General features: G+C 64.2%; 32 protein-coding genes. 26 read left to right on the top strand and 6 right to left on the bottom strand.

Annotated elements, in window-relative coordinates; translation table 11 throughout:
• Positions 1 to 108 precede the first annotated feature (108 nt).
• Both ACFQEV_RS00475 and ACFQEV_RS19860 read left to right on the top strand, forming a co-directional pair.
• Complete coding sequence (locus ACFQEV_RS00475; protein ID WP_379691918.1) at positions 109 to 885, top strand: ParA family protein; 777 nt, start codon at positions 109 to 111, stop codon at positions 883 to 885.
• Positions 878 to 1,342, top strand: coding sequence for a hypothetical protein (locus tag ACFQEV_RS19860; RefSeq protein ID WP_464391634.1), 465 nt, complete (start codon positions 878 to 880; stop codon positions 1,340 to 1,342). The genes ACFQEV_RS00475 and ACFQEV_RS19860 overlap by 8 nt, the downstream gene beginning before the upstream one ends.
• A 280-nt stretch (positions 1,343 to 1,622) precedes the next feature.
• Here the strand turns inward: ACFQEV_RS19860 and ACFQEV_RS00465 are convergent, their stop codons facing one another.
• Positions 1,623 to 2,222, bottom strand: a complete 600-nt coding sequence (locus ACFQEV_RS00465; RefSeq protein ID WP_379691916.1) for a hypothetical protein — start codon at positions 2,220 to 2,222, stop codon at positions 1,623 to 1,625.
• A 103-nt stretch (positions 2,223 to 2,325) separates the two neighbouring features.
• On the opposite strand from ACFQEV_RS00465, the gene ACFQEV_RS00460 reads away from it, so the two are divergent.
• The 22 genes from ACFQEV_RS00460 (at position 2,326) to ACFQEV_RS00355 (ending at position 18,314) form a co-directional block, all read left to right on the top strand.
• Positions 2,326 to 2,487, top strand: coding sequence for a hypothetical protein (locus ACFQEV_RS00460; protein ID WP_379691915.1), 162 nt, complete (start codon positions 2,326 to 2,328; stop codon positions 2,485 to 2,487).
• A 487-nt stretch (positions 2,488 to 2,974) separates the two neighbouring features.
• The gene (locus ACFQEV_RS00455) at positions 2,975 to 7,138 is read left to right on the top strand and encodes a hypothetical protein (protein ID WP_379691914.1); all 4,164 of its coding nucleotides are present in this window, start codon (positions 2,975 to 2,977) and stop codon (positions 7,136 to 7,138) included.
• 383 nt (positions 7,139 to 7,521) lie between these two features.
• Complete coding sequence (locus ACFQEV_RS00450; protein ID WP_379691913.1) at positions 7,522 to 7,815, top strand: hypothetical protein; 294 nt, start codon at positions 7,522 to 7,524, stop codon at positions 7,813 to 7,815.
• Positions 7,816 to 8,153: 338 nt separating this feature from the next.
• Positions 8,154 to 8,390: a hypothetical protein gene (locus ACFQEV_RS00445; protein WP_379691912.1), complete on the top strand. Its 237-nt coding sequence runs from the start codon at positions 8,154 to 8,156 to the stop codon at positions 8,388 to 8,390.
• A gap of 35 nt (positions 8,391 to 8,425) precedes the next feature.
• Positions 8,426 to 8,599 (top strand): hypothetical protein, encoded by a 174-nt coding sequence (locus tag ACFQEV_RS00440; RefSeq protein ID WP_379691911.1) that lies wholly within the window; start codon positions 8,426 to 8,428, stop codon positions 8,597 to 8,599.
• 215 nt (positions 8,600 to 8,814) lie between these two features.
• A complete protein-coding gene (locus ACFQEV_RS00435; RefSeq protein ID WP_379691910.1) occupies positions 8,815 to 9,129 on the top strand; it encodes a hypothetical protein in 315 nt (104 codons plus the stop codon).
• Positions 9,126 to 9,404, top strand: coding sequence for a hypothetical protein (locus ACFQEV_RS00430; protein ID WP_379691909.1), 279 nt, complete (start codon positions 9,126 to 9,128; stop codon positions 9,402 to 9,404). Before ACFQEV_RS00435 ends, ACFQEV_RS00430 begins: the two co-directional genes overlap by 4 nt.
• Before the next feature lie 49 nt (positions 9,405 to 9,453).
• Complete coding sequence (locus ACFQEV_RS00425; protein ID WP_379691908.1) at positions 9,454 to 9,753, top strand: hypothetical protein; 300 nt, start codon at positions 9,454 to 9,456, stop codon at positions 9,751 to 9,753.
• A 1-nt stretch (position 9,754) separates the two neighbouring features.
• Positions 9,755 to 10,660 carry a hypothetical protein gene (locus ACFQEV_RS00420; protein ID WP_379691907.1) on the top strand — a complete coding sequence of 302 codons (906 nt, stop codon included), beginning with the start codon at positions 9,755 to 9,757 and terminating at the stop codon, positions 10,658 to 10,660.
• Positions 10,657 to 11,091, top strand: coding sequence for a hypothetical protein (locus ACFQEV_RS00415; protein WP_379691906.1), 435 nt, complete (start codon positions 10,657 to 10,659; stop codon positions 11,089 to 11,091). The genes ACFQEV_RS00420 and ACFQEV_RS00415 overlap by 4 nt, the downstream gene beginning before the upstream one ends.
• Positions 11,084 to 11,488 carry a hypothetical protein gene (locus ACFQEV_RS00410; RefSeq protein ID WP_379691905.1) on the top strand — a complete coding sequence of 135 codons (405 nt, stop codon included), beginning with the start codon at positions 11,084 to 11,086 and terminating at the stop codon, positions 11,486 to 11,488. Before ACFQEV_RS00415 ends, ACFQEV_RS00410 begins: the two co-directional genes overlap by 8 nt.
• 35 nt (positions 11,489 to 11,523) lie before the next feature.
• Entirely contained in the window at positions 11,524 to 11,943 is a 420-nt protein-coding gene (locus ACFQEV_RS00405; protein ID WP_379691904.1) for a hypothetical protein, read from the top strand.
• Positions 11,940 to 12,152, top strand: coding sequence for a hypothetical protein (locus ACFQEV_RS00400; RefSeq protein WP_379691903.1), 213 nt, complete (start codon positions 11,940 to 11,942; stop codon positions 12,150 to 12,152). Before ACFQEV_RS00405 ends, ACFQEV_RS00400 begins: the two co-directional genes overlap by 4 nt.
• 23 nt (positions 12,153 to 12,175) lie before the next feature.
• Positions 12,176 to 12,394: a hypothetical protein gene (locus ACFQEV_RS00395; protein ID WP_379691902.1), complete on the top strand. Its 219-nt coding sequence runs from the start codon at positions 12,176 to 12,178 to the stop codon at positions 12,392 to 12,394.
• A complete protein-coding gene (locus tag ACFQEV_RS00390) occupies positions 12,391 to 12,561 on the top strand; it encodes a hypothetical protein (protein ID WP_379691901.1) in 171 nt (56 codons plus the stop codon). The genes ACFQEV_RS00395 and ACFQEV_RS00390 overlap by 4 nt, the downstream gene beginning before the upstream one ends.
• Positions 12,558 to 12,794: a hypothetical protein gene (locus ACFQEV_RS00385; protein ID WP_379691900.1), complete on the top strand. Its 237-nt coding sequence runs from the start codon at positions 12,558 to 12,560 to the stop codon at positions 12,792 to 12,794. The genes ACFQEV_RS00390 and ACFQEV_RS00385 overlap by 4 nt, the downstream gene beginning before the upstream one ends.
• The gene (locus tag ACFQEV_RS00380; protein ID WP_379691899.1) at positions 12,791 to 13,036 is read left to right on the top strand and encodes a hypothetical protein; all 246 of its coding nucleotides are present in this window, start codon (positions 12,791 to 12,793) and stop codon (positions 13,034 to 13,036) included. The genes ACFQEV_RS00385 and ACFQEV_RS00380 overlap by 4 nt, the downstream gene beginning before the upstream one ends.
• Entirely contained in the window at positions 13,033 to 13,239 is a 207-nt protein-coding gene (locus tag ACFQEV_RS00375; protein WP_379691898.1) for a hypothetical protein, read from the top strand. Before ACFQEV_RS00380 ends, ACFQEV_RS00375 begins: the two co-directional genes overlap by 4 nt.
• Positions 13,236 to 13,604 carry a hypothetical protein gene (locus tag ACFQEV_RS00370; protein WP_379691896.1) on the top strand — a complete coding sequence of 123 codons (369 nt, stop codon included), beginning with the start codon at positions 13,236 to 13,238 and terminating at the stop codon, positions 13,602 to 13,604. The genes ACFQEV_RS00375 and ACFQEV_RS00370 overlap by 4 nt, the downstream gene beginning before the upstream one ends.
• Before the next feature lie 125 nt (positions 13,605 to 13,729).
• Entirely contained in the window at positions 13,730 to 14,608 is an 879-nt protein-coding gene (locus tag ACFQEV_RS00365; RefSeq protein ID WP_379691895.1) for a hypothetical protein, read from the top strand.
• A 101-nt stretch (positions 14,609 to 14,709) separates the two neighbouring features.
• Entirely contained in the window at positions 14,710 to 17,775 is a 3,066-nt protein-coding gene (locus ACFQEV_RS00360; RefSeq protein ID WP_379691894.1) for a phage tail protein, read from the top strand.
• A gap of 56 nt (positions 17,776 to 17,831) precedes the next feature.
• Complete coding sequence (locus ACFQEV_RS00355; RefSeq protein ID WP_379691893.1) at positions 17,832 to 18,314, top strand: hypothetical protein; 483 nt, start codon at positions 17,832 to 17,834, stop codon at positions 18,312 to 18,314.
• A 203-nt stretch (positions 18,315 to 18,517) separates the two neighbouring features.
• Here the strand turns inward: ACFQEV_RS00355 and ACFQEV_RS00350 are convergent, their stop codons facing one another.
• On the bottom strand, positions 18,518 to 19,342 hold the full coding sequence (locus ACFQEV_RS00350) for a hypothetical protein (RefSeq protein WP_379691892.1): 825 nt from the start codon (positions 19,340 to 19,342) through the stop codon (positions 18,518 to 18,520).
• 101 nt (positions 19,343 to 19,443) lie between these two features.
• Between ACFQEV_RS00350 and ACFQEV_RS00345 the strand changes: the two genes are divergently transcribed.
• Entirely contained in the window at positions 19,444 to 20,073 is a 630-nt protein-coding gene (locus ACFQEV_RS00345; RefSeq protein ID WP_379691890.1) for a hypothetical protein, read from the top strand.
• 79 nt (positions 20,074 to 20,152) lie between these two features.
• On the opposite strand, the gene ACFQEV_RS00340 is transcribed toward ACFQEV_RS00345, so the two are convergent.
• The 4 genes from ACFQEV_RS00340 to ACFQEV_RS00325 all read right to left on the bottom strand — a co-directional run bounded on the left by ACFQEV_RS00340 (position 20,153) and on the right by ACFQEV_RS00325 (position 22,146).
• The gene (locus ACFQEV_RS00340) at positions 20,153 to 20,371 is read right to left on the bottom strand and encodes an FmdB family zinc ribbon protein (RefSeq protein WP_379691889.1); all 219 of its coding nucleotides are present in this window, start codon (positions 20,369 to 20,371) and stop codon (positions 20,153 to 20,155) included.
• Positions 20,368 to 21,012 carry a zinc ribbon domain-containing protein gene (locus ACFQEV_RS00335; RefSeq protein ID WP_379691888.1) on the bottom strand — a complete coding sequence of 215 codons (645 nt, stop codon included), beginning with the start codon at positions 21,010 to 21,012 and terminating at the stop codon, positions 20,368 to 20,370. The genes ACFQEV_RS00340 and ACFQEV_RS00335 overlap by 4 nt, the downstream gene beginning before the upstream one ends.
• On the bottom strand, positions 21,009 to 21,695 hold the full coding sequence (locus ACFQEV_RS00330) for a hypothetical protein (RefSeq protein WP_379691887.1): 687 nt from the start codon (positions 21,693 to 21,695) through the stop codon (positions 21,009 to 21,011). The genes ACFQEV_RS00335 and ACFQEV_RS00330 overlap by 4 nt, the downstream gene beginning before the upstream one ends.
• Before the next feature lie 118 nt (positions 21,696 to 21,813).
• Positions 21,814 to 22,146, bottom strand: a complete 333-nt coding sequence (locus ACFQEV_RS00325) for a DUF8118 domain-containing protein (RefSeq protein ID WP_379691886.1) — start codon at positions 22,144 to 22,146, stop codon at positions 21,814 to 21,816.
• A 202-nt stretch (positions 22,147 to 22,348) separates the two neighbouring features.
• On the opposite strand from ACFQEV_RS00325, the gene ACFQEV_RS00320 reads away from it, so the two are divergent.
• The gene (locus ACFQEV_RS00320) at positions 22,349 to 22,576 is read left to right on the top strand and encodes a hypothetical protein (RefSeq protein WP_379691885.1); all 228 of its coding nucleotides are present in this window, start codon (positions 22,349 to 22,351) and stop codon (positions 22,574 to 22,576) included.
• The last annotated feature ends 23 nt before the right edge of the window (positions 22,577 to 22,599 follow it).

The raw sequence follows: 22,599 nt of genomic DNA, 5'->3' as shown, positions 1-22,599 counted from the left end.
GTCTTAACCCCTTAAGGGCAAGTGGCCACACCCCACCGTTTCCAGTGAACCTCGCCTCATTGTCTGACAAACTTATATGAAACGTCAGAAACGATGGAGACGTCAGAGATGTCTCAAACACGAATCGCCGTCTCGAACCAGAAGGGCGGCGCTGGTAAGACGACGACCGCCATCAACGTCGCCGGCGCACTCGCCGAGCGTGGCCACGGGGTCCTCCTCGTCGACGCCGACCCGCAGGGGCACGCCACCGAAGGCCTCGGCTACGAAGACGAGTATGACACCGAGGCGCTGTCACTGTACGACGTCCTCATTGATATCGCCGAGACCGACCGCTTCCCCGAGCTCATCCGCCACCACGAGGAGTTCGACGTCGTCCCCGCGCACGTCCAGATGTTCAAGCTCGAGGGCGAACTCACGACGGCCCGCCGTCGGGAGGAGCGACTGTCGATGGCGTTCGATTCCTTGGAACACGAGTACGATTTCGTCATCGTCGACTGCCCGCCGAACCTCGGCCCCCTCGTCGATAATGCACTCTTGGCGTGCCGCCGCGTCCTCATCCCTGCGCCCACACGGACAACCGCCATCCGCGCCCTCGAAATCCTCTTCGACCAGATAGAGATACTCGCCGAGACGTTCGACGTTTCAATCCACCCGGTCGCCCTCGTCGCAAACGAGGTCACCACGGACTCGGAAGCCGAGAAGATGCTTGAGTGGTTCGACGACGTCCTTGGCGAAGGTGTCCCGGTGTTCGAGGTCCGCAAGAGGGTCGCCCTACAGCGGGCGTGGAACAACGGTGTAAGTATCTTCGCCCACCCGGAGGAGTGCGACATGACCGGCGTCTACGACGACGTCGCGGCGTACCTGGAGGGCCTCAACGATGAGTGAGGACAATGGCGACGAGAAGCGGAAGCTCCGCGGTGACGCGCTCCGAGGGCGTCTCTCTCGGACGTCGGAAACATCAGAAGCATCAGAGACGTCAGAAACGTCTGAAACAGAACAGGGCGAATCGGCCGACGAAGCGGATTCATCAGAAGCGTCAGAAACGTCAGAAACGACGGAGACGTCAGAGGCGTCAGAAGAATCAGAGAGCGGAGGGCTTCGCGGCGACGAGGAGAAGACGAACGTGAATATGTACCTCCCGACGAAGCTGGTGAACCTGATGGGCGTGACGTTCGACGAGGTCAACCGCCCGTACAAGCTGGAGGGGACGCCGCTACAGAAGAACCGCCATTACCGGCCACTCGTCCTCCGCCTCGGTCTCGAAGCACTCGAAGAGATGGACGACGACGAGATACGCGACCGTCTCGAAGACGACGACCTCCTCGACGACCCGCCGGAGTAGGGTGAACTATTAGTCCCCCGAATCGCCCGACAGCTCCACTCCGGGGGGTAAAGAAGAGTTAACTTCTGGGCGCGCGGGAGGCGGGGGAGTCGGGCCCACGCGCGGCGGTCGGGGCGTCATTGGAAACAACGCCCATGCGTGGATTCCTTAACCAACGCCGAGGGTGTCTCCTCTCCTCCCGTTGGTTAAGACCGCGGACGGTCCCCTCGGCGGCGGGCGTCCCCATTGACTCTCATTCCTCGGAACAACCCCATAGACGCCGCAAGGACGCCGGCGGGGGTCACTCCTCGTCGACGTCGTCGGGTTCTTCCTGCCCCTCCTCGTCTTCCTCGTCCTCGAAGCGTTGAATCGCGTTCGCGTATTCAAGCTCTGTAATTTCGCCTTCGAGGAGCAACGGGAGAAGGGCGTCGCGCGGGAGCTCGAAGAGGTTGTCTCCGGTGTACTCTGCCCTCTCGTCGGCGAGTTCGACCGTAATGTCGACCTCGACGTTCTTCGTGTACTCCCCCGGAGCTCCAACTTGCCCCACCGCCATCCGAACCCCCTCTTCGAGCATCGTTTCGAGGAGACGGACGTCCTCCATTCCCTCTCCCCCGGGGTTCTGGAGCGTTGCCCAGTAGGCAAACCCGAGAAGGTGCGGAATCGTGTGTCGGATCGGCCAGCGGTTCTCGACGACGTCGTCGTCCCGAATGACCTGTCTCATATCATCCTCGCGGAGGTGATAGAGAAGAATCGGGAAGTCGAGAAGCGAGTTTTTCAGATTCTCTCGAATGTCGGACCGAATCGCACGCTCGGTATTCGACTGGGGCTCAATGTCGGTCTCTCCTCGCAGGTAATCGCGTCGGTGGGGGGTGAGAATCCCCCGTGGTCTCCCGTTGCCCATGACGTTACTGCTGTTCACAACGGCGGGTCAAAACAGTGCCGGTGTAGGTTCCGCGTTTCGGTACATTTAACTATACCCCGTCCTTTACTCCACGTGAACAGCTATGGCCGAACGTGACTGGTCAACTATTGCCGTCCGCCCCGATACGCTCGCACGGCTCAAAGAAGTCAAGCCGTACGAGTCTCTCTCCTTCGACGAATTTCTGACCGAGGTCGTGGAGATGTACGAGTCTACGCGGGAGGCGGACGCGCCCCGCGGGCCTTAAGTCCTAGAAGGTGAACTGTATGGGCAAGGCTCCGGAGGACAGGTCGAACACGCCGCCGGGGGGCTCTCCTGGCAGGGAATATCCCCGGTTGCGGCGTGTTTGGAAAATTATGGTTGCATCGACTTTCAATCGATTGCGCATGTGGAAGAGGTGCTACAACACCTCCCAGCAGGCGGACACCAAACGTCCATGTATCATTTCGTGATACCGGGCTTTATGTCTGTCGGATACCGCCCGTCTGCTTTTCCGCATCGCCGTCTCGCCCGCGTTAACGGGCCTAGAGCGGTTATATGCAAACCACCACGACAAAACTGAACGACTACAACGACGGCGAAATAATCGACGACTCCGGCGACGCTCTCCACGCCGACGGATGTGGCGTGTTAGGGTGTAGACGTGACACGGGGCTTCAACGTGTCACCATCGACGGGCAGGGGGACCGAGTCCTCTGTCGCTATCACCGGAAGGGGACGCTGGGGGTGTCTTCGTGAGCTCCCCGGACCTCGACTGGGAGGGACTCCTCCGTGACACGCGCGGGTTCCTCCACCTCGACGACGACGACCCCGTCCCCATCGACGAACTCCGAGAGACGGCCCGCTCGCACGGCTACAGCGACCGAGAGGTGAAGGCCGCACTCGACGCGACCGACACCCTCGAAGCGGTCGACGTCGACCACGTCCGTCTCGCGGCGGGGGAGGACGACCCCACGACCGAGACGCCCACTCCCGACGACAGGGACGTCCGAGTACACTACCGCCGGGCAAAACCCGCTCTCGACGCGCTGGCGCAACTCGGCGACGAGGGAGCACCGACGGGCGCGTTCGCGGGGAACAGTGGATGGTACACGACACGCCCCGCGACGTCTATTGAGGACCTCGAAGCGGGGTTCGACGGCTACGGGCGCGCGAAGACGCTGGCACGCGACTACAGTGAGATAGTCACCGGCGCGGACGCGAGTACCGGCGGGCGGTCGTTGTACGCACTCACGAACTACACCGACGCGCTCCTCGACGAACAACGGTTCACCCGCGGCGAGGGGGGCAAAGAATGGGAGGGAGGCGAGAACCCCCTTCCCGAGTACGCCGATATTACGGGATTCGCCCCATTCGCCGACATTGACCTCGAAGGCGACCATAAAGAGCGCCCCCTGCCGGACGCGACGCACGACGCCGTCGAGGACGCCCTTGCACGCTACACGGCCGCGTTCGCCGACTTGATGGGAGGATACGAACACGTCTTTGCTCTCGACTCCGTGGGCGGCGCGTACGTCTTTGGAGCGCCGGCGTCGACGGCCCCGATTGCCGAGCGATACGCCGACGACCGTGACGCCCTCGGGCGGATTTTCGGAGAGTACCGGACACGGCTCAACGAGTGGTTAGGGGACGTGGCGGACACCGTCCGCGAGGACGTCCCTGCCGTCGAAGGCGTGTTCGACGCCGACTGTGTGAATAACAAGAACCGGCAGTACAAGGCCCCGCTCTCCATTCACAAGCGAATTGACGGCGTGGTACACCCGCTCGACGCCCGGACGCCCACCTACGATTTCGTCCCGCTCGACGACGTCGACGACGGCCTCATCGACGACTGCCGGGCGTGGGGCGAGGACTTCACCGACACCCGCCACGCCGACGCCGTCGAGTCGGTCGTCGAGACGCTCTGGGCCGACGAGTACGACGCGGAGGACGTCGAGACGTGGACCGACGCGCTCGACGCATGGCTTACCCGCGAGCGCGAGAGGGAAGCTCGACAGGACGCACTCGCCCGCCAACGTCGGGAGCGGGCGACCGGAGACGACGGCGAGCGCGAGACGGCGACGACACTCCGCGACATTTACGCCGCCATCGACGCCCTCGACGTTGAGAGGGTCGCCGAGAAAACCATCGTCCGGCAGTGGACTGACCGCGAATCAGGGCTCACCGACCGCTCTGGCGCAGGGAAACGCGCATTCGTCCCCATTTGGGCGGGCGAGGTGAACAGCGGGAACGCGAACTACATCAACACCGACCGCGGGACGTGGGTGGATACGGCAAACGGCCACCACGGGACCGCCGTCGAAATGGCCCTCATCGCCGAGGAGAGCTGGACGCGCGGCGACATCGCCGATGGCGAGGACTGGGCGCGCGGCGTCGAACACCTCCGCAACCTCGGATTCGACATTCCCGAGTACGAACCCGCCGACGACGAAGGCCCGCCCGAACCCGAGGTGTGCGACCCGCCGGAGTACGACCCCAAACCCTTCGACCGGGAGCAACGGTGGGACGAGTTCGCGGGACACCGGTTCGACGAGTTCCTCGACGGCGACGCGCCGATGATATGGGGCGACACTGCTGGGTCGGGGAAGACGACGAATGCCGCCCGCGCCGCGGCCGTCCGTGACCTTGAGCACGTCGTGTTCTTCGACCTCCACGAAAAGGCCCGAGAGTTCCAGCAGGACTCAGCCACCCCGGACGGGTACTATCACCTCCGCGGCGGCCCGCAGAAGCGAGAGGGGACATGTATGGACGCCGATCACGCCGACGAGGAATGCCCAACACACGGCCACGGGTCGAACTGCCCGTCCATGTGTCCGGTACACGACCTCCCCAGGGACCACGCCGACCGACGACAGTACGAAGCCATCAAACGGGAGGTGGGGCCGGTCAAGGCCCACCAGATTGTCGACCCGCACGACGGCGAGGAGTGCGAGTGGCTACAGCAGTTCTCCGAGATAGAGAGCGAGGACCGCATCGTCGGAGTGAAAGAGTACCAGATGCTCAAGACGGTCCGCGACGGACGAATCTGCATCGTCGACGAAGAGGCAGGGACGCCGTCGACCGACCGCCATATAGAGGTTGAGGACCTCGTCCGGGCGGGGAACCGACTTGACCACCTCGCCGGCGTGTTCACCGGGGACCAGGGCGAGAACTTCCGCGCCTTCGCGAGGTTCACTCGCGACGTCGTCGACGTTATCACGAACCCGGAGACGCCGGACACTCTCGCCGCGCTCGACGCTCCCGCCGTGGAGTGGGACGAACGGATGGTGTCCGACGGGACCGGTGACTACGGCGTCAAGGAGACGCTCAAAGGAGAGACGCTGGCCCGTCTCAAAGTCGAGTACAGCGAGAACATCATCGGCGACATGAAGGACGATGAGTGGGACGGGACGCCGCTCTGCTTCGACGCCGTCCTCGCGGCCGCCATCGCCGCGGGACTCCCGGGTAAGGCGACGCGGGAAGCCATCGCCGCTCCCCTCTCTCTGTCGCACTGCCCACGGTGTTCGTCGAGAACTGACCTCCACAACGGCGCACGAGCTTGTGAGGAGTGTGGATGGCACGAAAAGCACGACACCATCCTCCCGCATGACCCCGCGCGAGGCCGGGCGAAAGCGTGGATAGAAACGAACTCGTCCGACGCCCCGGTCGCTCTCAAAGCTCGCACCGTCCCGCTGAAGAGCGACCTTCCCGAGAAGCCGCTCATCCTCAACGCGACGCCGACGCCCCGCGCCGTCCGCGGACTCTACGGCAAGGACCCCGTCGTCACCGGAGACGACCCGGTAGAGGCGAATATGCGCGTTACGCAGGTCACGACGGGTCAGTACCATTACAACACGATTTGGAAGAGTGCCGAGAAGGGGCGCGGGCCGGTCGCCGGTCGAATACAGTCGACTCTCGACACCGCCGCGCGGGTTCACGACAAAGTCCTCGCCATCGGAAAGCAGAACATCCGGCAGTTCTTCGACACCGCGCAGAACGTCGATTGGATGCATTATCACGCCACTCGCGGGCTAAACCGAGCGGACTACGACGCCGTCGTCTGTGTCGGTGCGCCGCACCCGAACATGGACGACCTCCGCCGTGACGCCGAACTCCTCGCGATGGACGACCCCGAACTCGACGCCGGGGGAGAAGAGCACTCAACGCGCGACGAGGCCGCCGACGCTCACGCCCGGAGGTACATCTATACCGACGACGACGGCCGCGGGCGACAAATCAAGACGAAAGAGTACACCGGACTTGCCGGGGACCTGTTCCGGGCGGCCCGCGAGGACGAGATTGAACAGTGTGTCCACCGTCTCCGCCCCGTCCTCGCCGAGGAGACGAAGCACGTCTACCTCCTCACCAACGTCCCCACGGCACTCCCCGTCGACGAGCTCGTCGGGTTCGACGAACTCGCCGACCCCCTCCGGGCGATGCTCCCGGTCGCCGACGGCGCGCTTGACCTACTCGGCCACGTCCGGCGCGTCCTCGACGGCGAGGGCGACATCGACGGGTTCCGCGCGGAGACGCTCATCAACCGTGACGGCGACGCCGTGACGTACAATAAGCGCGGGTTCCACCGACTCGCGACGCTCTGCGGGATGGACGTCACCTACCGGACGGTGTCGAGCTGGGTCAACGACCTCGAAGAGATAGGACTCCTCAACGCTGGAGCGTACGAACAGCGGCGTGGACGTGTCTACGCTGCCGAAATCTCTACTTTGAAATCGGCGTTATCAGTTCTACACGGTAACGGCAGTTTCAAAGTAGAAGCACAGCGCCGCTTACGGGCGAAACTGGCCGATTCACCCCGTACACTCGACTGGCTGGAGTGGGCGCGCGACGTGTTCGGACTCTCCGGGGACCGGTGCGACCGCTTGGACGGAGGTGGTCCGGTGCCACATGGCGCGGACTGACCTCAATGTCCCCGTTTGAGACACCGAGTTCGCCCCACCCTCGAAGCGACGGCTCTCTCCCGACCGCCAGTCCCCAACCCGATGACCCCGACGCGGGCGAGGTTCTGGATTCTACCCCCGCACACGCCGTGTGTGTGACAAAACGTACCACACAAACACCGGCCGATGCCCCGTCCTCTCCTATGACGACTGATACCTCTCTCCCCGACCGTACCGACTTCCGAACTCCCCACACGGCCCGCAAGCACCTCACCGAGTCCGACACCTCTCCCGCGGCCGTTGAGGAGCTGCTCCGGGCCCTCCGATACGACGCACTGTGTGCGTGGTGCCTGTCTCCTCTCCGTCCCTCGCCGGCGTGTCCGACCCCGGACGAACAGGCGGGAGTGACGTGGGTCGAATCCGGCCGCCGCCGATATTGCGACCGCGAGACGTGCGGTGAACGCGCGTCTCTCGACGGCCCGGCCCCGGACCGGTGCCGCTCAAAGGACGAACTTCTGAAGCACTACACTAACGCCCTCGACGCGCTGGCGACGTTCTATCATCTCGCGGACCACGGATTCGACGTCGACGCCGAGGCCGGCGAAGAGGCAATTTGGACCGCATGCGACGAGCGCCGGTCGGGTGAGGGTGTCGAGGTAATCTCCGAGGCCCTCGCCGCGGCACTCACCCCGCCATAACTTCTCTGTAAGGTACTCAAAACCAACAGAGTTATAGGCCTCGGCTACGTAGCACACAGATAGAGCCCTCCGGTCTCCTCGGGGCCGTATTGGCCGCCGGGGACGCCTCTCCTTAGACTTCCGTCTCTTCAGACCATCCTCCCCACCCCACCCCCACCCACCGGTAAAAACACCTGGAGAGGCACCGGAGGGCCGGTTTTGAATACAATGAGCAGCACCACCAGTTCGACGACCACGATTCAACTCCGCGAACGTACGGCGGATGAACTACACGCTCGGAAAGAACGCGGGGACTCGTACGACGACGTTATCCGCCGCGAACTCGGTCTCGACACGGAATGATGATCGCCCGCGCCGATGTTCTCGACACGCTCACTCCCGGGGAAGTGACGACGTCGGGGCACGTCGCTCGGACGATGAACTGCCCGGTTCGGACCGCGAATGACGTCCTCCGCGAGCTTGCGAACGACGGCCTCGTCGAACTTGACGTCGATTGGGCGGCCGCGGACGCCACGGACGAACTCATCGTCCGGCGCATTCCTCGCGACCGCTCCCGACTCTTCTCCACCGCCTAATTATGCCACGTAGAACCCGACGAGAGCTCTCGCGTATGATAGACAACCTCGCCGACGCGCCGGCGGGTGGAGACGCCACCCCTGCCGACGTCGAGCTGACCGAAGCCCAAGCGCGCGCCGTCCGGGAGTTCGACCTCCGGTGTGACACCCTCGCCGACCTCGACGACGACCTGGAGGAGGCGCTCTTGGAACTCACCGGCGGTGAGTGACCCCCTGCCGATGACCCTCGTACATACCGGGGCGAGGCAACTGAGTTCGTCTTCTGTCGCTCTTCGGGGTCTTCTCTCTCTGTCGGTCCGCGGTCCGCGCGACTCATCTTCCCGTGACCGGGGCATTCCCCGGTCGCGTACGTTGACGCCCCTCTTCGGGGCGCGGGGTTTTCGTACACACACCACCCCCACCGACCCCACACACACCACAACCCATGACTGACTCCGACCCTGACCCCGAGACGGACGCCGATTCGTCCGTCGCCGACCTCGAAGCAGAGCTGGCCGAGACCCGCGCAGAGCGCGATGCTCTCGAATCGGACCTCGAAGCCCTCCGCGCGGAACGCGACGCCCTCCAGGCCAACCTCAACGCACAGACCGCCCAGCTCGAAGCCGCTCACCGCGAGTTCGCCGCCCTCCTCGTCGACGCCGGCGTGACGTTCCTCGACGAAGACGACCTCGTCGAGCGGTTCGAGTTCACGGACCTTCTCCAGCGAACCGACCTCGAAGACCTCTCCGCGAACCCATGACCCCGTCGTCGCACTCCCCGACCGCCGAGTCCCCCGCCGAGCGCCGTCTCGCGGCCATCCATGACCCCGACCGCGAGACCCTCGAAGCGGAGGCCGCTCGCCTCCGTCGCGAACGGATTGAGTGGGAGTGGGACGTCGCCACTCTCATGGCCGAGTCCGACTCAACGCTGGTCGACGACCCCACAGTGTACCTCGACGCCGCCGACGGGTTCGACTCCCTCGCGGTGTACTTCCGCCGGTTCTGCGAGATGCACGCCCCGCCGACGACCGGGTAACGGACGCCCTCGAATCGCCCGCCAACCTCCCTGAACACTCTCCTACTCCATGTCTGAAACCACTCTTCACGAACTCGCCGAACAGAACTCTGAGCGTCTGGCCGCTCTTGCCGACGCCCTCGACGTCGACGACCCCACCCGACAGACGGACGCCAAGAAGGCTTCTTTCCTCGGGTTCGACTCCCCTTCGCCGTCGCCCTCGACGCAGAAATCCCTCTCCGACGCCGACCGCACGGCGGCGCTCATCAAACAGAACGCAGAGACTCTCCAGCACATCCTCGAAGCCGTTGACGAGGACGCCGGGCGGAACGTCGGCAGTGAAAAAGCTGCGTTCTTGGGGATGGAGTAAGATGGCGGCGAGCCCCTCCCCAACCGACTCTCCCGTCCCCGACGACGGGGAGGACGATATCGTCATTCTCGACACCGCGGGCGCAGAAACTCTTACGTTCGACCTCTCGCTCCCGGCCGACGACGCATTTGAGGTGGCCCTCTCCGGCCGCGACGGCGTCAACCAGTTCCGCGTCGAGGTGACGCACGACGGGACGCCCCTCCACGCGGCGACGGTCGGCGGGTCCTTCTTCAGCGAAGGCCCCCACCGGCAGCGATTCGTGACGACGGCCGCGCGTCTCATCAGCGGCATCGCCGAGGTGGCGGAGACTGAGGCGGCCACCGCCCTCCTCGCCGCCCTCGGAAACGTTCAAAACCGGATTGTCGCGGGTGAACTCCACGTCCTCGACGACCACGCCCGCAAAGTCGTCTCCAGGACGGCAGACGTCACATATACCCCCAACGGTCGGAAGTGGGTGGTGACGTTCGCCGACACCCGATTCAACCCGAGCACCTTCTCATATGACCGCACGCAGACCACCATCCCGGCCGTTGAGTGGGCGGACACGACCGCGACTCCCGGGCTCTCGAATACCGTCACGGGGCGCACCTTCGAGGGGGAGAAGGCCCTCGACCGGTGGCGCGCGGTTCGGCGTGTCTGGATGAGCATGTCCGACGTCGGCGAAGCCCCGCCGGGGAGCATCCCGGTTACGGGTGCGGACCTCCGCGAATGGGGCGAACTCCCCCAGATTGACGTCGGCGTCGAGGAGTTCGAGGACGCCGTCGCCAACGCCGACGTCCTCCACGACGTTCGAAGCGCTATGGGCATCGGGCGGGGGAAGACGCAGCTTCTCCGTCACGCCGTCCGGGCCCTCGACGTCGCCGACGAACTCGCCGACGTCGACGCCGAAGGGGGGAACCTCGAATGACGGACTCCCCGACCCCCAAATCGGACCCCCACGCATACCTCACTCCCCCGCGGGTCGCACTCCTCGAAGCCATCGACGACGCCGGTGGGGTGGCCGACGACGACGTCCTCCGTGACGCCGCCGACCTCCCGCCGCGGACGTTGAGTCACCACCTCGACGTCCTCGAAACCATGGCCGCGATAACGGTCAAACACGACGGGGCGGCCCTCGGGAGTCGGACCTACCAAGACCGCGCCGTCGGGGAGCGGCGGGTGCAGCTCACTCGGCGCGGGGAGTCTCTCGTCGGGGAGGCCGACCCCGTCGCCCCCGTCTCCGAGGACCACCCCGCCGGCGACTACGTCGAATCCGGCCTTTCCCTTGAACAGCGCGTCGGGGAGTTAGAATCCCTCGTCGCCGAGCTCACCGCGGAACTCGGAGACGACCATGAGTGACGGGTTCGACCCTGAGACGGACCCGGTCGTTTCGTCCCGACAGGCCACCGTACACTCGGCGTACACACGTCTCCGTGCTCGCGGGGAGGACGAAGCCGCGAACGAACTACGACAGGCCGAGACGCTCGCAGAACAGACACGTATCGCCCGCGAGGTGAAAGAGTTCGACCCCGAACACGACTCCGCCCAGAACTCCTCGCAGGCCCGAATCAGGAGCATGTACGACGCGCTTCTTGAACACGGGTTCGAGGAGGAGGCGGAGGCCCTCCGTTCGGGAGACACCGTCAACGAACAGGAGCGACACCTCGCACACCTTCGCGCCGAGTGGGGAGTCTCCACTCCCACCGGCGTCGCCGAGTTCGCGGACGCCACTGGTGGAGAAGCCGCCAGCGGGTGACTGCGTCGCCCACCTGCGTTTAACACTATTTGACAATGTCCTCTGAAATAGACTACACTACCCTCGACATTCCCGAAGACGAATCGCCCGAAAACTACAGTTGGCAGGCCCGACGTGCCGAAATCCTCCGCCGTATCAAAGAGGTGGGGCACCCTGCGGCGTTAAATCAGGCCGAGTTGGCCCGGGAGTTCGACACCTCCCGGCAGAACATCAATCACGACATCGACGTCCTCGCGGACCACGTCGAGGAGGACCTCGGCCGACGGCGCACCTTGACGGCGAAATGCGTGTTCGACCGGTGTATCACTGGCCTTCTTGAGGAGGAGGAATATGCTGCCGCCGCCCGGGTTGTTCGCGACCGCGAAGAATGGCTGACCGAGCGGAAGGACTGGGAGGAGCTGGCGGAGCGCGTTGAGAGAGTCGTCGAGACGCAAAACCGAGCGAAGTACCGATGAGACGCACGAAACGGGAGTTAGAACGACGAATTGACGCCCTCGCGGATGAGGCTGACGACGTCGACGTCGTCGAGACGCCGCCACTCACCCCCGATGAGAAGGATGCCCTCGACGCCGCATTCGACCCAGCGAGAGAGACCCCGGACGGCATCGGCGAGTGGCTGACGGACACCTACGGTCTGACGCCGGTCGACGAGGTGGTGTCGTGACCCCTCGACGGACGCGCCGGAGTTTGGAGCGTGCCATTGAGGATTTAGACCCCGCCGACGGGGGCGACGACGAGACGGACGCCCCGCCGGAGATAACGATTCGTGGGTTCCTCGTCGACGCCGACGGTGAGTGCGCCGGGCAAGCGCGCGAACTCCGGGTTTCGCACTCCCCCGACGGGACGCGGTCGGTGGAGCGGGAGACCTTCGACCTTCCCAACGACCGGAGGGGGGCCGAGGAGTGACTCGCCGACGCACCCGCCGGGAACTGGAGAAGGAAATCGAAGAGCTCGAGGACGAAGTGGGGGCGGACGAGGAGAAGGGTTCTCTCGTCAAAGCCCTCGTTCGGATGCACGAACGAGAGAAAGCAGAGGCCGCTGAGGACGACGTGGACAGGGAGGGCGACGAGTGACCCGCCGTCGTACGCGCCGGTCGCTGGAGCGTGCTGTCGAGGACCTGGAGGGCACTGAGGACTATCCCGACACCAACCTCGCCGAGATTATCGCGGCGATGCAAGCCGACGCCTTCGAGACGGTCGACGGGGAGGCGGGGTTAGTGCGTGTCCACGGGCAGGTCAAACGCTCCCCAGAGATAGACCCGTCTGTGTGGTCCGACTGCCCGGGAGTCGGGGAGGACGAAGCATGACCCGCCGACGGACCCGCCGGTCGCTGGAGCGTGCTGTCGAGGACCTCGAAGCCGACGAGGGGGAGTTACTCACGCTCCCCGAACTCATGTACGCAAACATGGTGCGGTACTACGGAGAACCGGTCTCCGAGCGTGCCCTCCGATTCCTTCGAGACGGCGACGAGTCGGTCGTTGACCCGGCCGCGCTCCCCTACGTGCGACAGTGGCCCGACACCGTCAACGAGGACGGGGGTGAGGCGTGACCCGTCGCACTCGCCGCCGTCTCGAACGCGAAATCGAAGACCTCGAAGAGGAGGAATACACCCCGCTCACCGTGTGTGAACTACTCTCCTACGAGTTCGAGTCGGTCGACGAAGAGGCGGGGGTTGTCCGCGTCGTCGAGACGGGCGAACTCCGCGAGTTCTCTCCCATCTTCGAATCTCTCGGCGAGGCGGTGGGCGAATGACGCGACGCACACGCCGGTCGCTGGAGAAGGCCGTCGAGGGGCTCGAACCCGACGTCCCCGATAAACTCGACGGGCGAGATATCTACCGGTGGTTTCAGGCGCTCGACGAAGAGGGGACGGACGCCGGCCGCCCGCCGGAGTTCTTCGGCCGGGACCGGGAGTGGACGTCAGAGGTGCAGGACCTCCACGACACCATCATCGAGCGGTACCCCTCTTTCACGCACATCTCCCCGGCAGAGGCGTTCGCGCTTAGTTATATGCCCGACGAGGTGACCGATACCGTCCTCGAGCTCCTAATACGGGACCCACCCGATGCCTTCGCCGAGAAGTATCAGGGCCCTCTCGGTCCCGACCTCGACGACTGACGACTCACCGACTACTGTTCGTACTTCATTCCGTTTGCTATCAACCATGACTCACGATATTTTTCTCTCCGACTCCACAGAACAGACCGAAACCAACGCACCCCGGACGCTGGAGGCCGAGTGAAATGGCCTGCCCCGACCCCGCCGACGTGTTCGACGACGTCGACGCCGACGCCGCCGATCTCACTATCCTCCCCGCGGAAGGACACACCCCGCTGACATTCAACCTCGACCTCCCCGAGACGTCTGTCGTCGTCGAGCTCACCCCCAACGGCGAGGACCAGTTCGACCTCGAAGTACTCGCCGACGGAACTCCTCTTCACGCAGACACCGTTAGTAAGGCCTTCTTCGACGCCGGCGTCGACCGCGACCACTTCACGACGACCGCGGCCCGTCTCGTCGCGGGCGTCGCCTCTGTCCCCGAGGACGAGGCGGCCGCAGCACTCGCCGACGTTCTGGACGAGATTCGGGACCTCTTCGTTGAGGGCGACCTCCACGTCGTCGGTGAAGAGGTACGCGAACTCGCAGAGAAGGTGGTCGCCGTGACCTACTCGTCCGATGAGGGTACGGAATACACCGTCACATTCAACGACGTCTCATTCTCTTCGAGCGGGTTCGCATACGTCCGTTCGCAGACGACGATACCCGCCGCACGCTGGGCGGACTCTCACAACCCGCCGAACCTCCCGCCCGTCGCCGGGCGCGTCCTCAACGGCAGCGAGGGCGTCCCACGGTGGCAGGCTATCCGGCGGATTTGGTCCGCGCAGGCCACTATGGGCGAGGCACCGCCGAGGAAATACTCCGTGACGGGTGAGGACCTCCGCAAGTGGGGGGAACTCCCCAAAACCGGCACCAACGTCGAGGAGGTTGTCGACGCGGTGGAAGAACACAGTAGGTTTAGCGACGTCTTCCGGGCGGTCGCCTGCGCGGACCGGGACCTCCTCCGCAATGCCATCCGCGAACTCGGTCTGGAGGACGAAATCAACATGGGCGTCATGGGGTAAGCCCGGCACCCGACGCCGCGGATTGACCGACTGACTACCTCTGCAACTGCTGTTCGACCTCCCGGCCGGGGTGTCCCGGCCCTCTCTTTCCTTTCTCTCCTATGGCTGACGAAGTTCTCAACGCAAAGCTAACTGCTGAAGAATCGATTTCGCGCGCGATGAAGAACGTGGCGAAAGCCACGAATGCAGCCGCCGACGCCGCCGAATCCGCGGCGGTCGATATGTCGGCGATGGCGAGCGCGATGGACACCGTCGAGGATGCCAGCAGTGACGCAAACTCGACGTTCGCAAAACTCTCGGGGTCTCTCGCGTCGGTGAATGAGTCCATCGAGAAGGCGACCTCGTCGTTCTCGAAGGGGACGCCCGCCGTCACGACGTACGACGAGGCCCTCGACAACGTCCCCGGGAGTGCCTTCGAGGCCGTCGCCGGGACGACCACCCTCGCCACCTCCCTCGACAACGTCTCCGACGAGGCCAACGAGGCGACGGGCTCCCTCTCCGCGTTCCAAGCCGCCGCCGGGGCCGTCGCGGGAACCACCGTCGCCGCCTCCGTCGCGATGAACACGCCCGACGGGGGCGGGGTGAGTCTCCCCTCTCCCTCGTCGCAGACGGCAAACGTCGAGACGTCGGCGAGTACGGGTGCGCTCTCCCAAGTGCGCCGGTCGCTCTCCTCGCTCCCCGGACGTCGGAGTGTCGGCGTCGGCGTCGAGTCCGACGGGATGGGCGCGCTCTCGAATCTCCGCGGGGCACTCTCCTCACTGCCGTCTCGTAAGACGCTGACCGTCAACGCCGAGACAGACGGGGCGCTGCGCGGCATCGCGAGGGTCCGCGGGGCGCTCGGCAACCTCTCCGGGCCAAACCTCGCCGCGGGGCTCTCCGCGGAAACAGCGGACGCGGAGGGGTCCCTCGCCCGGATTCAAGATACGTTTGCAAATCTGTCGGTCCCCGACCTCTCACTGGGGGCAAACACGGGAGGTTTGCGCGGGGACGTCGCGGAGGTGCGGCAATCGCTCGAATCGCTTCCCGATGTCCGTATCTCCGCCGCGACCGACGCGGGGGACCTCGTCGGCACTCTCGAATCCGCCCGGGAAGAGGCCCTCGACGCGACGCAGGCGCTCGGCCAGATGGACGGGGCGGTCGGGGAGGTGGTTGAGTCGGCCGACTCCCTCGACGGCCTCACGGACGGCCTCACCCGCATTGGCGCGTCGACCGACGAACTTGACGGCCTCTCTGAGTCTGCGAAGGACCTCCTTGACGCCGGCATTCAAGGCGCGTCGGGCGTCGAGACGTTAGAAACCGCCGTCGACGACGCGGGGACGGAAGCCCTCGCGACGGCGGGCGAGTTGGAAGCCCTCGAAGAGAAGATGGGAGACACCGTCGGGGAGGCGGTCGCCGCCTCCGGGTCGGTCACCGCGTTGGCGTCGCGTATAGATGAACTCGGAGATGAGGCCTCGGGTGCCGCTCTGGAGTTGACTGGCCTTCAAGGCGCGATGAGTTCGCTGTCGGGCGTCTCGACTCGTCTGGGCCCCTTCGCAGCGAATCTGGGTGTCGTCTCGAAGCTGGCCGGTCCTGCCGCCGCTGGGATTGCCAGTATAACCTCAGCGGCGGCAGGCGGCATCCTGGGGGGTGGTGGGGCCCTCGCGGGCCTCGCGGGCCTTCTAGGCGGCGGCGCTTTGGCCATCGGCGAACGGGTCGCCGCGTCGAGCGAGAAGGCGACGACGGCGATGGAGGGGCTGCAAGAGTTCATGGGCAGGGTGCGCGACACTGCCTCTCAGATTTTAGAGCCCCTCAAGAACGACGCCAACGCGGCGCTGTTCACCGGGACGCTGTCGGCGGGGCTCACCGTCCTCGAAGACTTTGTCACGCTGACGACGTCGCTCAGCGGGGAGTTGCACGGGTTCGCCAACGCCCTCGGCGACACCTTCTCTGCCGTCGAACCGCAGGCGTTCGCGGCGTTGGAGGACTCTATTCGCACCGTCCTCCCCACGCTCGAAACCCTCGCGACCGGCGCGCTCCAAGCAATCCCGGGGTTCATCCGGTTCACGACGGAGGAGTTCGCCCAACTCGCCCCGATGGCCATGGACGTCGCCGGTGTGTTCCTCGACCTCGCGCCGGCGTTGGCCGAGGTCGGAACAGCCGCCCTGTCCCTCATCCTCCCCGGATTGGAAATGGTGGGTTACGCGCTAAAGGGACTCTTGCCGTACGTCGATATGCTTGTCCCGCTCGCCGAGACCCTCGGGAACGTCTTCGGCGGTATCGCGGACGTCATGGGACCGGTCCTCACTCAATTCAGCACACTCGTTGTGGGCATCGCCGGTGTCACGAAAGCCGTCGGCGTCCTATCGGGCGTCGCGGGCGCGCTCTCCGGGCTGTTCTCCGCCCTCTCCGGCGTCCTCGGTGGCCTCTTCTCCGGGGGCATCATCTCCGCGGCCGTCTCTCTCGCCGGGACGCTAGCCGGGCTAATCAATCCCGTTACCTTATTGATAGGAATTGGCGTGGGACTCGCGTCAGTTCTGAATCTGTGGGACGACCTGTTCAACGCCGCCGCTCTCGGCGTGAACCTCGTCATTGAATATGTCGAGTATCTTGCCAATATAGCAAAAATTCTATCTAACGTCCTCATCGGCCTCGGAAATGCCGCCGTCAGTTTACTGACCCCATTTGACACGATGGGCGGGTTATTCGCCGCCGTGGGAGGGGCGTTTGACTGGTTCACCGGCAAAGTGATTGACGGAGCAAAGGCGATGTTAGACTTCCTCGGCCCCGTCGCCGACATAATCAAAGGACTCGACGACGCGGTCGGCAAGCAGGGCGGGGTGTCCTTGGATAAGTACAAACTCAACCAAGGCGACGACGGCGAGGGTGAGGGGTCGAACCCGTACACCAGCGGGTCGTCACCCGGGACCGGCGGCGGTGCCGGTGGCGTTGGGAGCTACCTCGGCGAAGGGAACGTCCCTGCCACCGCGCCCCAGTCCTCGTCCGCATCCTCATCCTCGTCGTCGGGGTCGACGGCGTCCTCCGGGACGTCGACGGTGAATAAGTACGTGAACAATATCGAGGTGACCGTCGAGGGCGACGCAAAGAAGGCCCGCGTCAAAGAGGCGGTACGCGAGGCTCTCGAAGAGGAGAAGCGCCAGAGTCGTCGGCGGACGTCGCCGATGAACTAAGGTACTTGCAGTCGTGGTGTCGTAACCCTTAGCATCCCGTCTGTGTACTCTCGAATATGGCCGACTGTCCCCGTATCACGGATTTGTCGGCAATCGGCCCGGTGAACTTCAAACTCCGGAATACTGGGTTCCTCGACGATACGGAAATAGAGTACGACGGGTACGGAAGCTACCAAGCAACCCGACGAAACATCTGGAGCACGCGGAATCACAACCTCCGCCGTGTCCTTCGTGAGTTTCCTCTTGATGAACCCCTCCCCGATCAGTGCGCACATTGGATGCACGCCGTTGTCGGTCGGCACTTCTTCCCTGATGCGAATCACCGTACGGCCTTCTTCATGCTCCGGCGTATCCTCAGCGAGAACGGGGTTGAACCCGGGGAGTGGCCCACAGAGAAAATCGAAGACGTGACTCGCGAATCCCACCGCGTTCGCGGGGAGATGGAACAAATCACAATGGACATAATCTACCGGAAGGACGAACTCTTCGAAGTGTGGCGTCGCTTCTTCGAGGATGTACTGCCGGAAGAGGACTGCTAAAAGGACTACTCGGCGTCGTCGTCTTCGTCGTCAAACGGGTCGACGGCGAGAGCAGCGCACAGTTCTGGATTCTCTTCGACGTCGCGCGCCATGGCCCGTTCGCTCTCCCAATTCACATCTTGCATACCTTACAATATACAATCTGCGCGCTTAATGCTTTCTCTCGTGGAAAGCCATGCGTGTCACTGGACTAAGCGGTGGGGTCACTCGCCGCGGGCGCTCACGACGTCGGTCCAATTTCCTTGAATCTCAGTATCGTACACTCGCTGGAGACACTCACTCCTCGCCCTCCAGATAGCTCCTCGGTCGTCGGTCCTCTCTTCGACCTCGGCGACCTCTTCGGCCCACTCCCGACGACAGATGAAGGACGCCGCCACTCCCGTCTCGTCGTGGAGCCGGACTTCTAGCGGACCGAGTTCGGTGCCGGGGTGAAAGCTCCAGTACGCGGCGACGGCCAGTGTAGCGCCGTCAGCACCCGTCTCCTCGCAGGCGGCAACGACGTCGTCGGCGTCGAGAACAACGACGAGTCTCCCCGACTCTTCGACCTCGGCGCTCTCAACCGGGACTCCTTCGCCTTCAAGAACTCGGCGGAACTCCGTGGCGGCAGAGGCCGACATTCTATGCGCCCCTTTGTCTACAGCGTCGTTCGGGACGTCGACCTCGTCGAATCCGACCACGTCGGCCTCCGCGCGAATAGAGGCGAGGACGTCGCGCTTCGTCGGGGTGAGTTCGCCGAGGTTCTCACTCGACGCGACGGCCGCGGCGGCCCATTCGGTTGTGCATTCGCAGAGAGTCACACACTCTTCGACCTCGTCGACGAGGTTGAGGGTGAGCGGCCCGACGCCCGCCACATCGTGTAGTTTCCAGAAGAAGACGACCGTCCGCGGGATTAGGTCCTCGCAAGGGTCCCCGCTCTCGTCGTGAACCATGGTCGTCACGGTCAGTTCGCCGTCATCGGCGAGGGTCACATCGCGGACGGGGATACCGTCGTCGTCGAGACGATTTTGAAACGTGTTCGCAACCGACATACTAACCGTACGTACTACTGCTCAATGAGTGTTTTTGAGGGTTTAGGTACATGTACGCCGCCGTTTTCCGGGTTAGTAGTTTGGCGATTCGACAGTGTGAAATGGTAGCATCAACTACACTCGTTATGGCTCGCTACTATTACATTAGCGGCCCAATCAAAGGGTCAAAACACCCCGATGACGTGCCCCTTGATGGTCCTATACTTAATGAATTCGTAGCTACCGCTGCATCCGAAGACGCGGCTTTAGAGAAACATCAGACTCACTGCGAGGAGCTTGGAATTGAGATAGAAGACCCCAACGTCGAGGTTTTGGACGAGTACCTTGACGAGGGGGAACACTTGTTTGGCGTTGAAGATACGATCTGGCAACCGGGAGACTCGGTCAGAGAAGCGAAGCGAGAGAAACCAATCGGTCTTCTCACCCCTGTTCACATAGGTATCCTAACAACCATCCACTCGATGAATAGGAACTCCGACACGCCAGTGAGTGCTGACCGTGTCGTAGAACAGTACGAGTCGAATCACGAGTATCAATTGGACCCGTCCAAAGTCTCCGACCTATTTGATGAACTTGTAGAGGACGGTTTCGCAGACCGAGAGCGAGAAGACGGCGTCGAGGTCTATTCAATGACGCCAGAACGGGTCAGGGAACTCCGACGACACACCCTGAAACAGGCACACTTGCAGGAGTGGGGGAGTAGAAACTTACCCGACGAGAGCCACGAATAGCATCTGGCGGTCGTTCGGGAGGGGTCTGAATAAAACCGCATCACCCATCCCGGAAAAGAGTATTTGCGCCGGAGACGGGCTACTCGGCGTGCTTGTGGATGTGGACGTGAATCTCGACGGTCGTTCCGTCGGCCTCGACCGTCGCCGAGGGTTCGTTTGGCCCGCTCCCCCCGTCGGTCACCGGGACGTCGTGTTTTTCCCCGCAGGCGGGGCAGCGGGTGGTGTCGCTCTCGTCGGTGGCCCCGGTGCGGTCCGTCTCGAAGCGGGTGTTACACCGCTCGCAGCTTATCGCCGTCATAGGCCGCGCTCCTCGCCGCGAGAGGCGATGGTGATAGCCGCCGACCGGTCGGCGTCAACGCCGCCGACGCCACAGTCGGGGTTGAGACACCGAAGGCGCTTCCCCTTCCGCTCTCCGCGCTCCCCGCAGCGGTGGCACTCAAGAGAGGTGCCGTCGGGGTCGACGTACACGACGGGGACGCCGGCGTCGATGGCGCGGTCGGCAAGCTCTATCTGGAGGTGCGGGAGTAACCACGCGCCGACCTGTTCGGCGTCGTCGCGTATCTCCCACAGCGGGCGGTGGTGGCGTCCCAAGTCCTCCAAGACGAGAACCGGATTCGGGTGCGTCCGCACCCACTCCACCGTCCGCGCGACGGTGTCGAGGAGCTGCGCGCGGAGACGGTACCAGAAGGCGGCGGTGAGTTGGGCCTCTCCGGCCTCGGTCTCGAACCCCGCACTCTGGAGTGCGCCGACCGCCGTCGTGAGGTAGTCGAACACCTGCGCCGGGGCGTGACCCTCGACGGTGAACACATCGCGGGTGTCCATATCGGGCGTCGCTGCCGCCACGAGCGTCTTCTCCCCGACGTCGATGCCGATGGGCGTCACGGGGGGCGACGCCGTCTCGACGCCGGCAGTGGCCGCTCTCGTCGAGTCGGTACTCATCGGTCCATCTCCTCTATCATCTCTTCAGGGTTCTCTAATCCAACCCACAGTTGCACGCCCGCCGAGAGTCCCGCCTCGACGTCGTCGAACTCAGCTTCGAGGGCGGCCAATGCGTCGTCGTCGAGGGCGTCGGTGGGGTTAGCCATCGCACACCCCGAGGAGACGGCGTCCTGAAGCGTGCCAATTGAGACCTGCGGGTTCACCCCGCGCGCCCACGGTTCGGTGTCGTCGGCGACGACGGCGAGCGTCTGTTCGGTGAGCGCCTGGAGGGCGTGGAGTTCGTCGCGGAGCGCGTTGACTTGGTCGGCGCTCGGGGCGTCGCCCGCCCGGAGCGTGGCTTCGACGTCGTGGAGGACGTCTTCGAGGGTGAAGCGGGCCTCCATGACGTCGTCGTGCGCGAGGGCGGGGCCGACCTCTTCCCACGGGTTCGGTTCGGCGGGCATCTCTGGCGATTCGGTCGTCGTCTCGTCGTCGGTGGTGTCGTCAGTCATGTTTTCGGGTTCGGAGTCGGCAGGTTCCGGGGCGTCAACCCCCGGGGTCGTCTGCTGATTATCGCTCTTCTCGCCGGTCCTCGACGCGAGGATGGTGTCGGCGAGTTCGCCGACGGCGTCGTCGCGCGTCTCGACGAGGGCGCGGAGTTGGGCGTACGTTGCTTCGGTCAGGTTGGTGGGTGTGTCTGGCATGTGCTCGGCCTCCGTAGGGACGCCCCACAGCCGGCGCTCGACGGCGTCGTCGAACCGACCGCCTGCGTGCGCCCCCGGTCCGGGGCAGGCGGGGAGAGAGCCCCCGCTGGCGGCCGGGTTAGTGCTGCGCCGAACAGCCGGCGCGGTGCGTGAGGCGGTCGGGGTCGGCGGGGACCGCTTCGGCGTGACATTCCTCGCAACGTACATACGTCGCCCCGCCAGCGGCCGTCGGTTCGCGGTGGTAGGTGAACGTGGGGCCGGCGGCGGGCATCTCGTCGGCCTCGGCGACGGTAATCTCCCCTCCGTCAGCGACGAGTGGGGACGGCGTGTCCGCGGGCGCGGTCACGTCGTCGAGGACCGTGAGGTACTGGGTGACGGCGCGAACGTCGCGCGCGTCGGGGTCGGTCTCAAGAACGATGCTTTCTCGGTTCTGCGTTTCAGTAGTTTCCATTGGTCTTCAGCTCCACAGAAGGCCAGTCCGGCGTCCCAAGCGCCGGGCGTTTCCAAACGCCCCAGGGGACCGTCCTTCCTTGTTAGTACCTTAGAGGGCATTAACCATAAACCTACCGGCATAGAGGGGTGGCTCGCAAATTATCCCGCGTTCGGACCTTAGAAGGAATACCCTTTAGGGCATTAACACTGTATAGGGGACAATGCCTGATTCAAACAAGGGCGGGCGGAAGCCCCGAGTCACTGACGAGGACCTCCTGAACGTGTTTCGGGAGTCCGACGAGCCGGTTCTCTCAACCGCCGAGGTGGCCGAACAGGTACCTATCAAACGCCGGGGGACGTTGAACCGCCTTCAGACGCTCAAGGAGGACGGATATTTGGAGAGTAAGCAAATCGGCGGGCGGAACACGGTGTGGTGGCTCACTGAGTGAGCATCTGTCACTTAGTCTTAACC

Source organism: Halopelagius fulvigenes, from assembly GCF_042662625.1.
Classification (GTDB): domain Archaea; phylum Halobacteriota; class Halobacteria; order Halobacteriales; family Haloferacaceae; genus Halopelagius; species Halopelagius fulvigenes.
This window is presented reverse-complemented; position numbering and strand designations above follow the sequence as displayed.

Coding starts and splice junctions, on each gene's coding strand:
- ACFQEV_RS00320 (WP_379691885.1), top strand. CDS start 22,349: ATGCCTGATTCAAACAAGGGCGGGCGGAAGCCCCGAGTCACTGACGAG.
- ACFQEV_RS00420 (WP_379691907.1), top strand. CDS start 9,755: ATGGCGGCGAGCCCCTCCCCAACCGACTCTCCCGTCCCCGACGACGGG.
- ACFQEV_RS00400 (WP_379691903.1), top strand. CDS start 11,940: ATGAGACGCACGAAACGGGAGTTAGAACGACGAATTGACGCCCTCGCG.
- ACFQEV_RS00360 (WP_379691894.1), top strand. CDS start 14,710: ATGGCTGACGAAGTTCTCAACGCAAAGCTAACTGCTGAAGAATCGATT.
- ACFQEV_RS00330 (WP_379691887.1), bottom strand. CDS start 21,695: ATGCCAGACACACCCACCAACCTGACCGAAGCAACGTACGCCCAACTC.
- ACFQEV_RS00465 (WP_379691916.1), bottom strand. CDS start 2,222: ATGGGCAACGGGAGACCACGGGGGATTCTCACCCCCCACCGACGCGAT.
- ACFQEV_RS00430 (WP_379691909.1), top strand. CDS start 9,126: ATGACCCCGTCGTCGCACTCCCCGACCGCCGAGTCCCCCGCCGAGCGC.
- ACFQEV_RS00440 (WP_379691911.1), top strand. CDS start 8,426: ATGATAGACAACCTCGCCGACGCGCCGGCGGGTGGAGACGCCACCCCT.
- ACFQEV_RS00405 (WP_379691904.1), top strand. CDS start 11,524: ATGTCCTCTGAAATAGACTACACTACCCTCGACATTCCCGAAGACGAA.
- ACFQEV_RS00365 (WP_379691895.1), top strand. CDS start 13,730: ATGGCCTGCCCCGACCCCGCCGACGTGTTCGACGACGTCGACGCCGAC.
- ACFQEV_RS00345 (WP_379691890.1), top strand. CDS start 19,444: ATGGTAGCATCAACTACACTCGTTATGGCTCGCTACTATTACATTAGC.
- ACFQEV_RS00380 (WP_379691899.1), top strand. CDS start 12,791: ATGACCCGCCGACGGACCCGCCGGTCGCTGGAGCGTGCTGTCGAGGAC.
- ACFQEV_RS00350 (WP_379691892.1), bottom strand. CDS start 19,342: ATGTCGGTTGCGAACACGTTTCAAAATCGTCTCGACGACGACGGTATC.
- ACFQEV_RS00460 (WP_379691915.1), top strand. CDS start 2,326: ATGGCCGAACGTGACTGGTCAACTATTGCCGTCCGCCCCGATACGCTC.
- ACFQEV_RS00475 (WP_379691918.1), top strand. CDS start 109: ATGTCTCAAACACGAATCGCCGTCTCGAACCAGAAGGGCGGCGCTGGT.
- ACFQEV_RS00340 (WP_379691889.1), bottom strand. CDS start 20,371: ATGACGGCGATAAGCTGCGAGCGGTGTAACACCCGCTTCGAGACGGAC.
- ACFQEV_RS00355 (WP_379691893.1), top strand. CDS start 17,832: ATGGCCGACTGTCCCCGTATCACGGATTTGTCGGCAATCGGCCCGGTG.
- ACFQEV_RS00410 (WP_379691905.1), top strand. CDS start 11,084: ATGAGTGACGGGTTCGACCCTGAGACGGACCCGGTCGTTTCGTCCCGA.
- ACFQEV_RS00425 (WP_379691908.1), top strand. CDS start 9,454: ATGTCTGAAACCACTCTTCACGAACTCGCCGAACAGAACTCTGAGCGT.
- ACFQEV_RS00335 (WP_379691888.1), bottom strand. CDS start 21,012: ATGAGTACCGACTCGACGAGAGCGGCCACTGCCGGCGTCGAGACGGCG.
- ACFQEV_RS00415 (WP_379691906.1), top strand. CDS start 10,657: ATGACGGACTCCCCGACCCCCAAATCGGACCCCCACGCATACCTCACT.
- ACFQEV_RS00325 (WP_379691886.1), bottom strand. CDS start 22,146: ATGGAAACTACTGAAACGCAGAACCGAGAAAGCATCGTTCTTGAGACC.
- ACFQEV_RS00445 (WP_379691912.1), top strand. CDS start 8,154: ATGATGATCGCCCGCGCCGATGTTCTCGACACGCTCACTCCCGGGGAA.
- ACFQEV_RS00370 (WP_379691896.1), top strand. CDS start 13,236: ATGACGCGACGCACACGCCGGTCGCTGGAGAAGGCCGTCGAGGGGCTC.
- ACFQEV_RS00435 (WP_379691910.1), top strand. CDS start 8,815: ATGACTGACTCCGACCCTGACCCCGAGACGGACGCCGATTCGTCCGTC.
- ACFQEV_RS19860 (WP_464391634.1), top strand. CDS start 878: ATGAGTGAGGACAATGGCGACGAGAAGCGGAAGCTCCGCGGTGACGCG.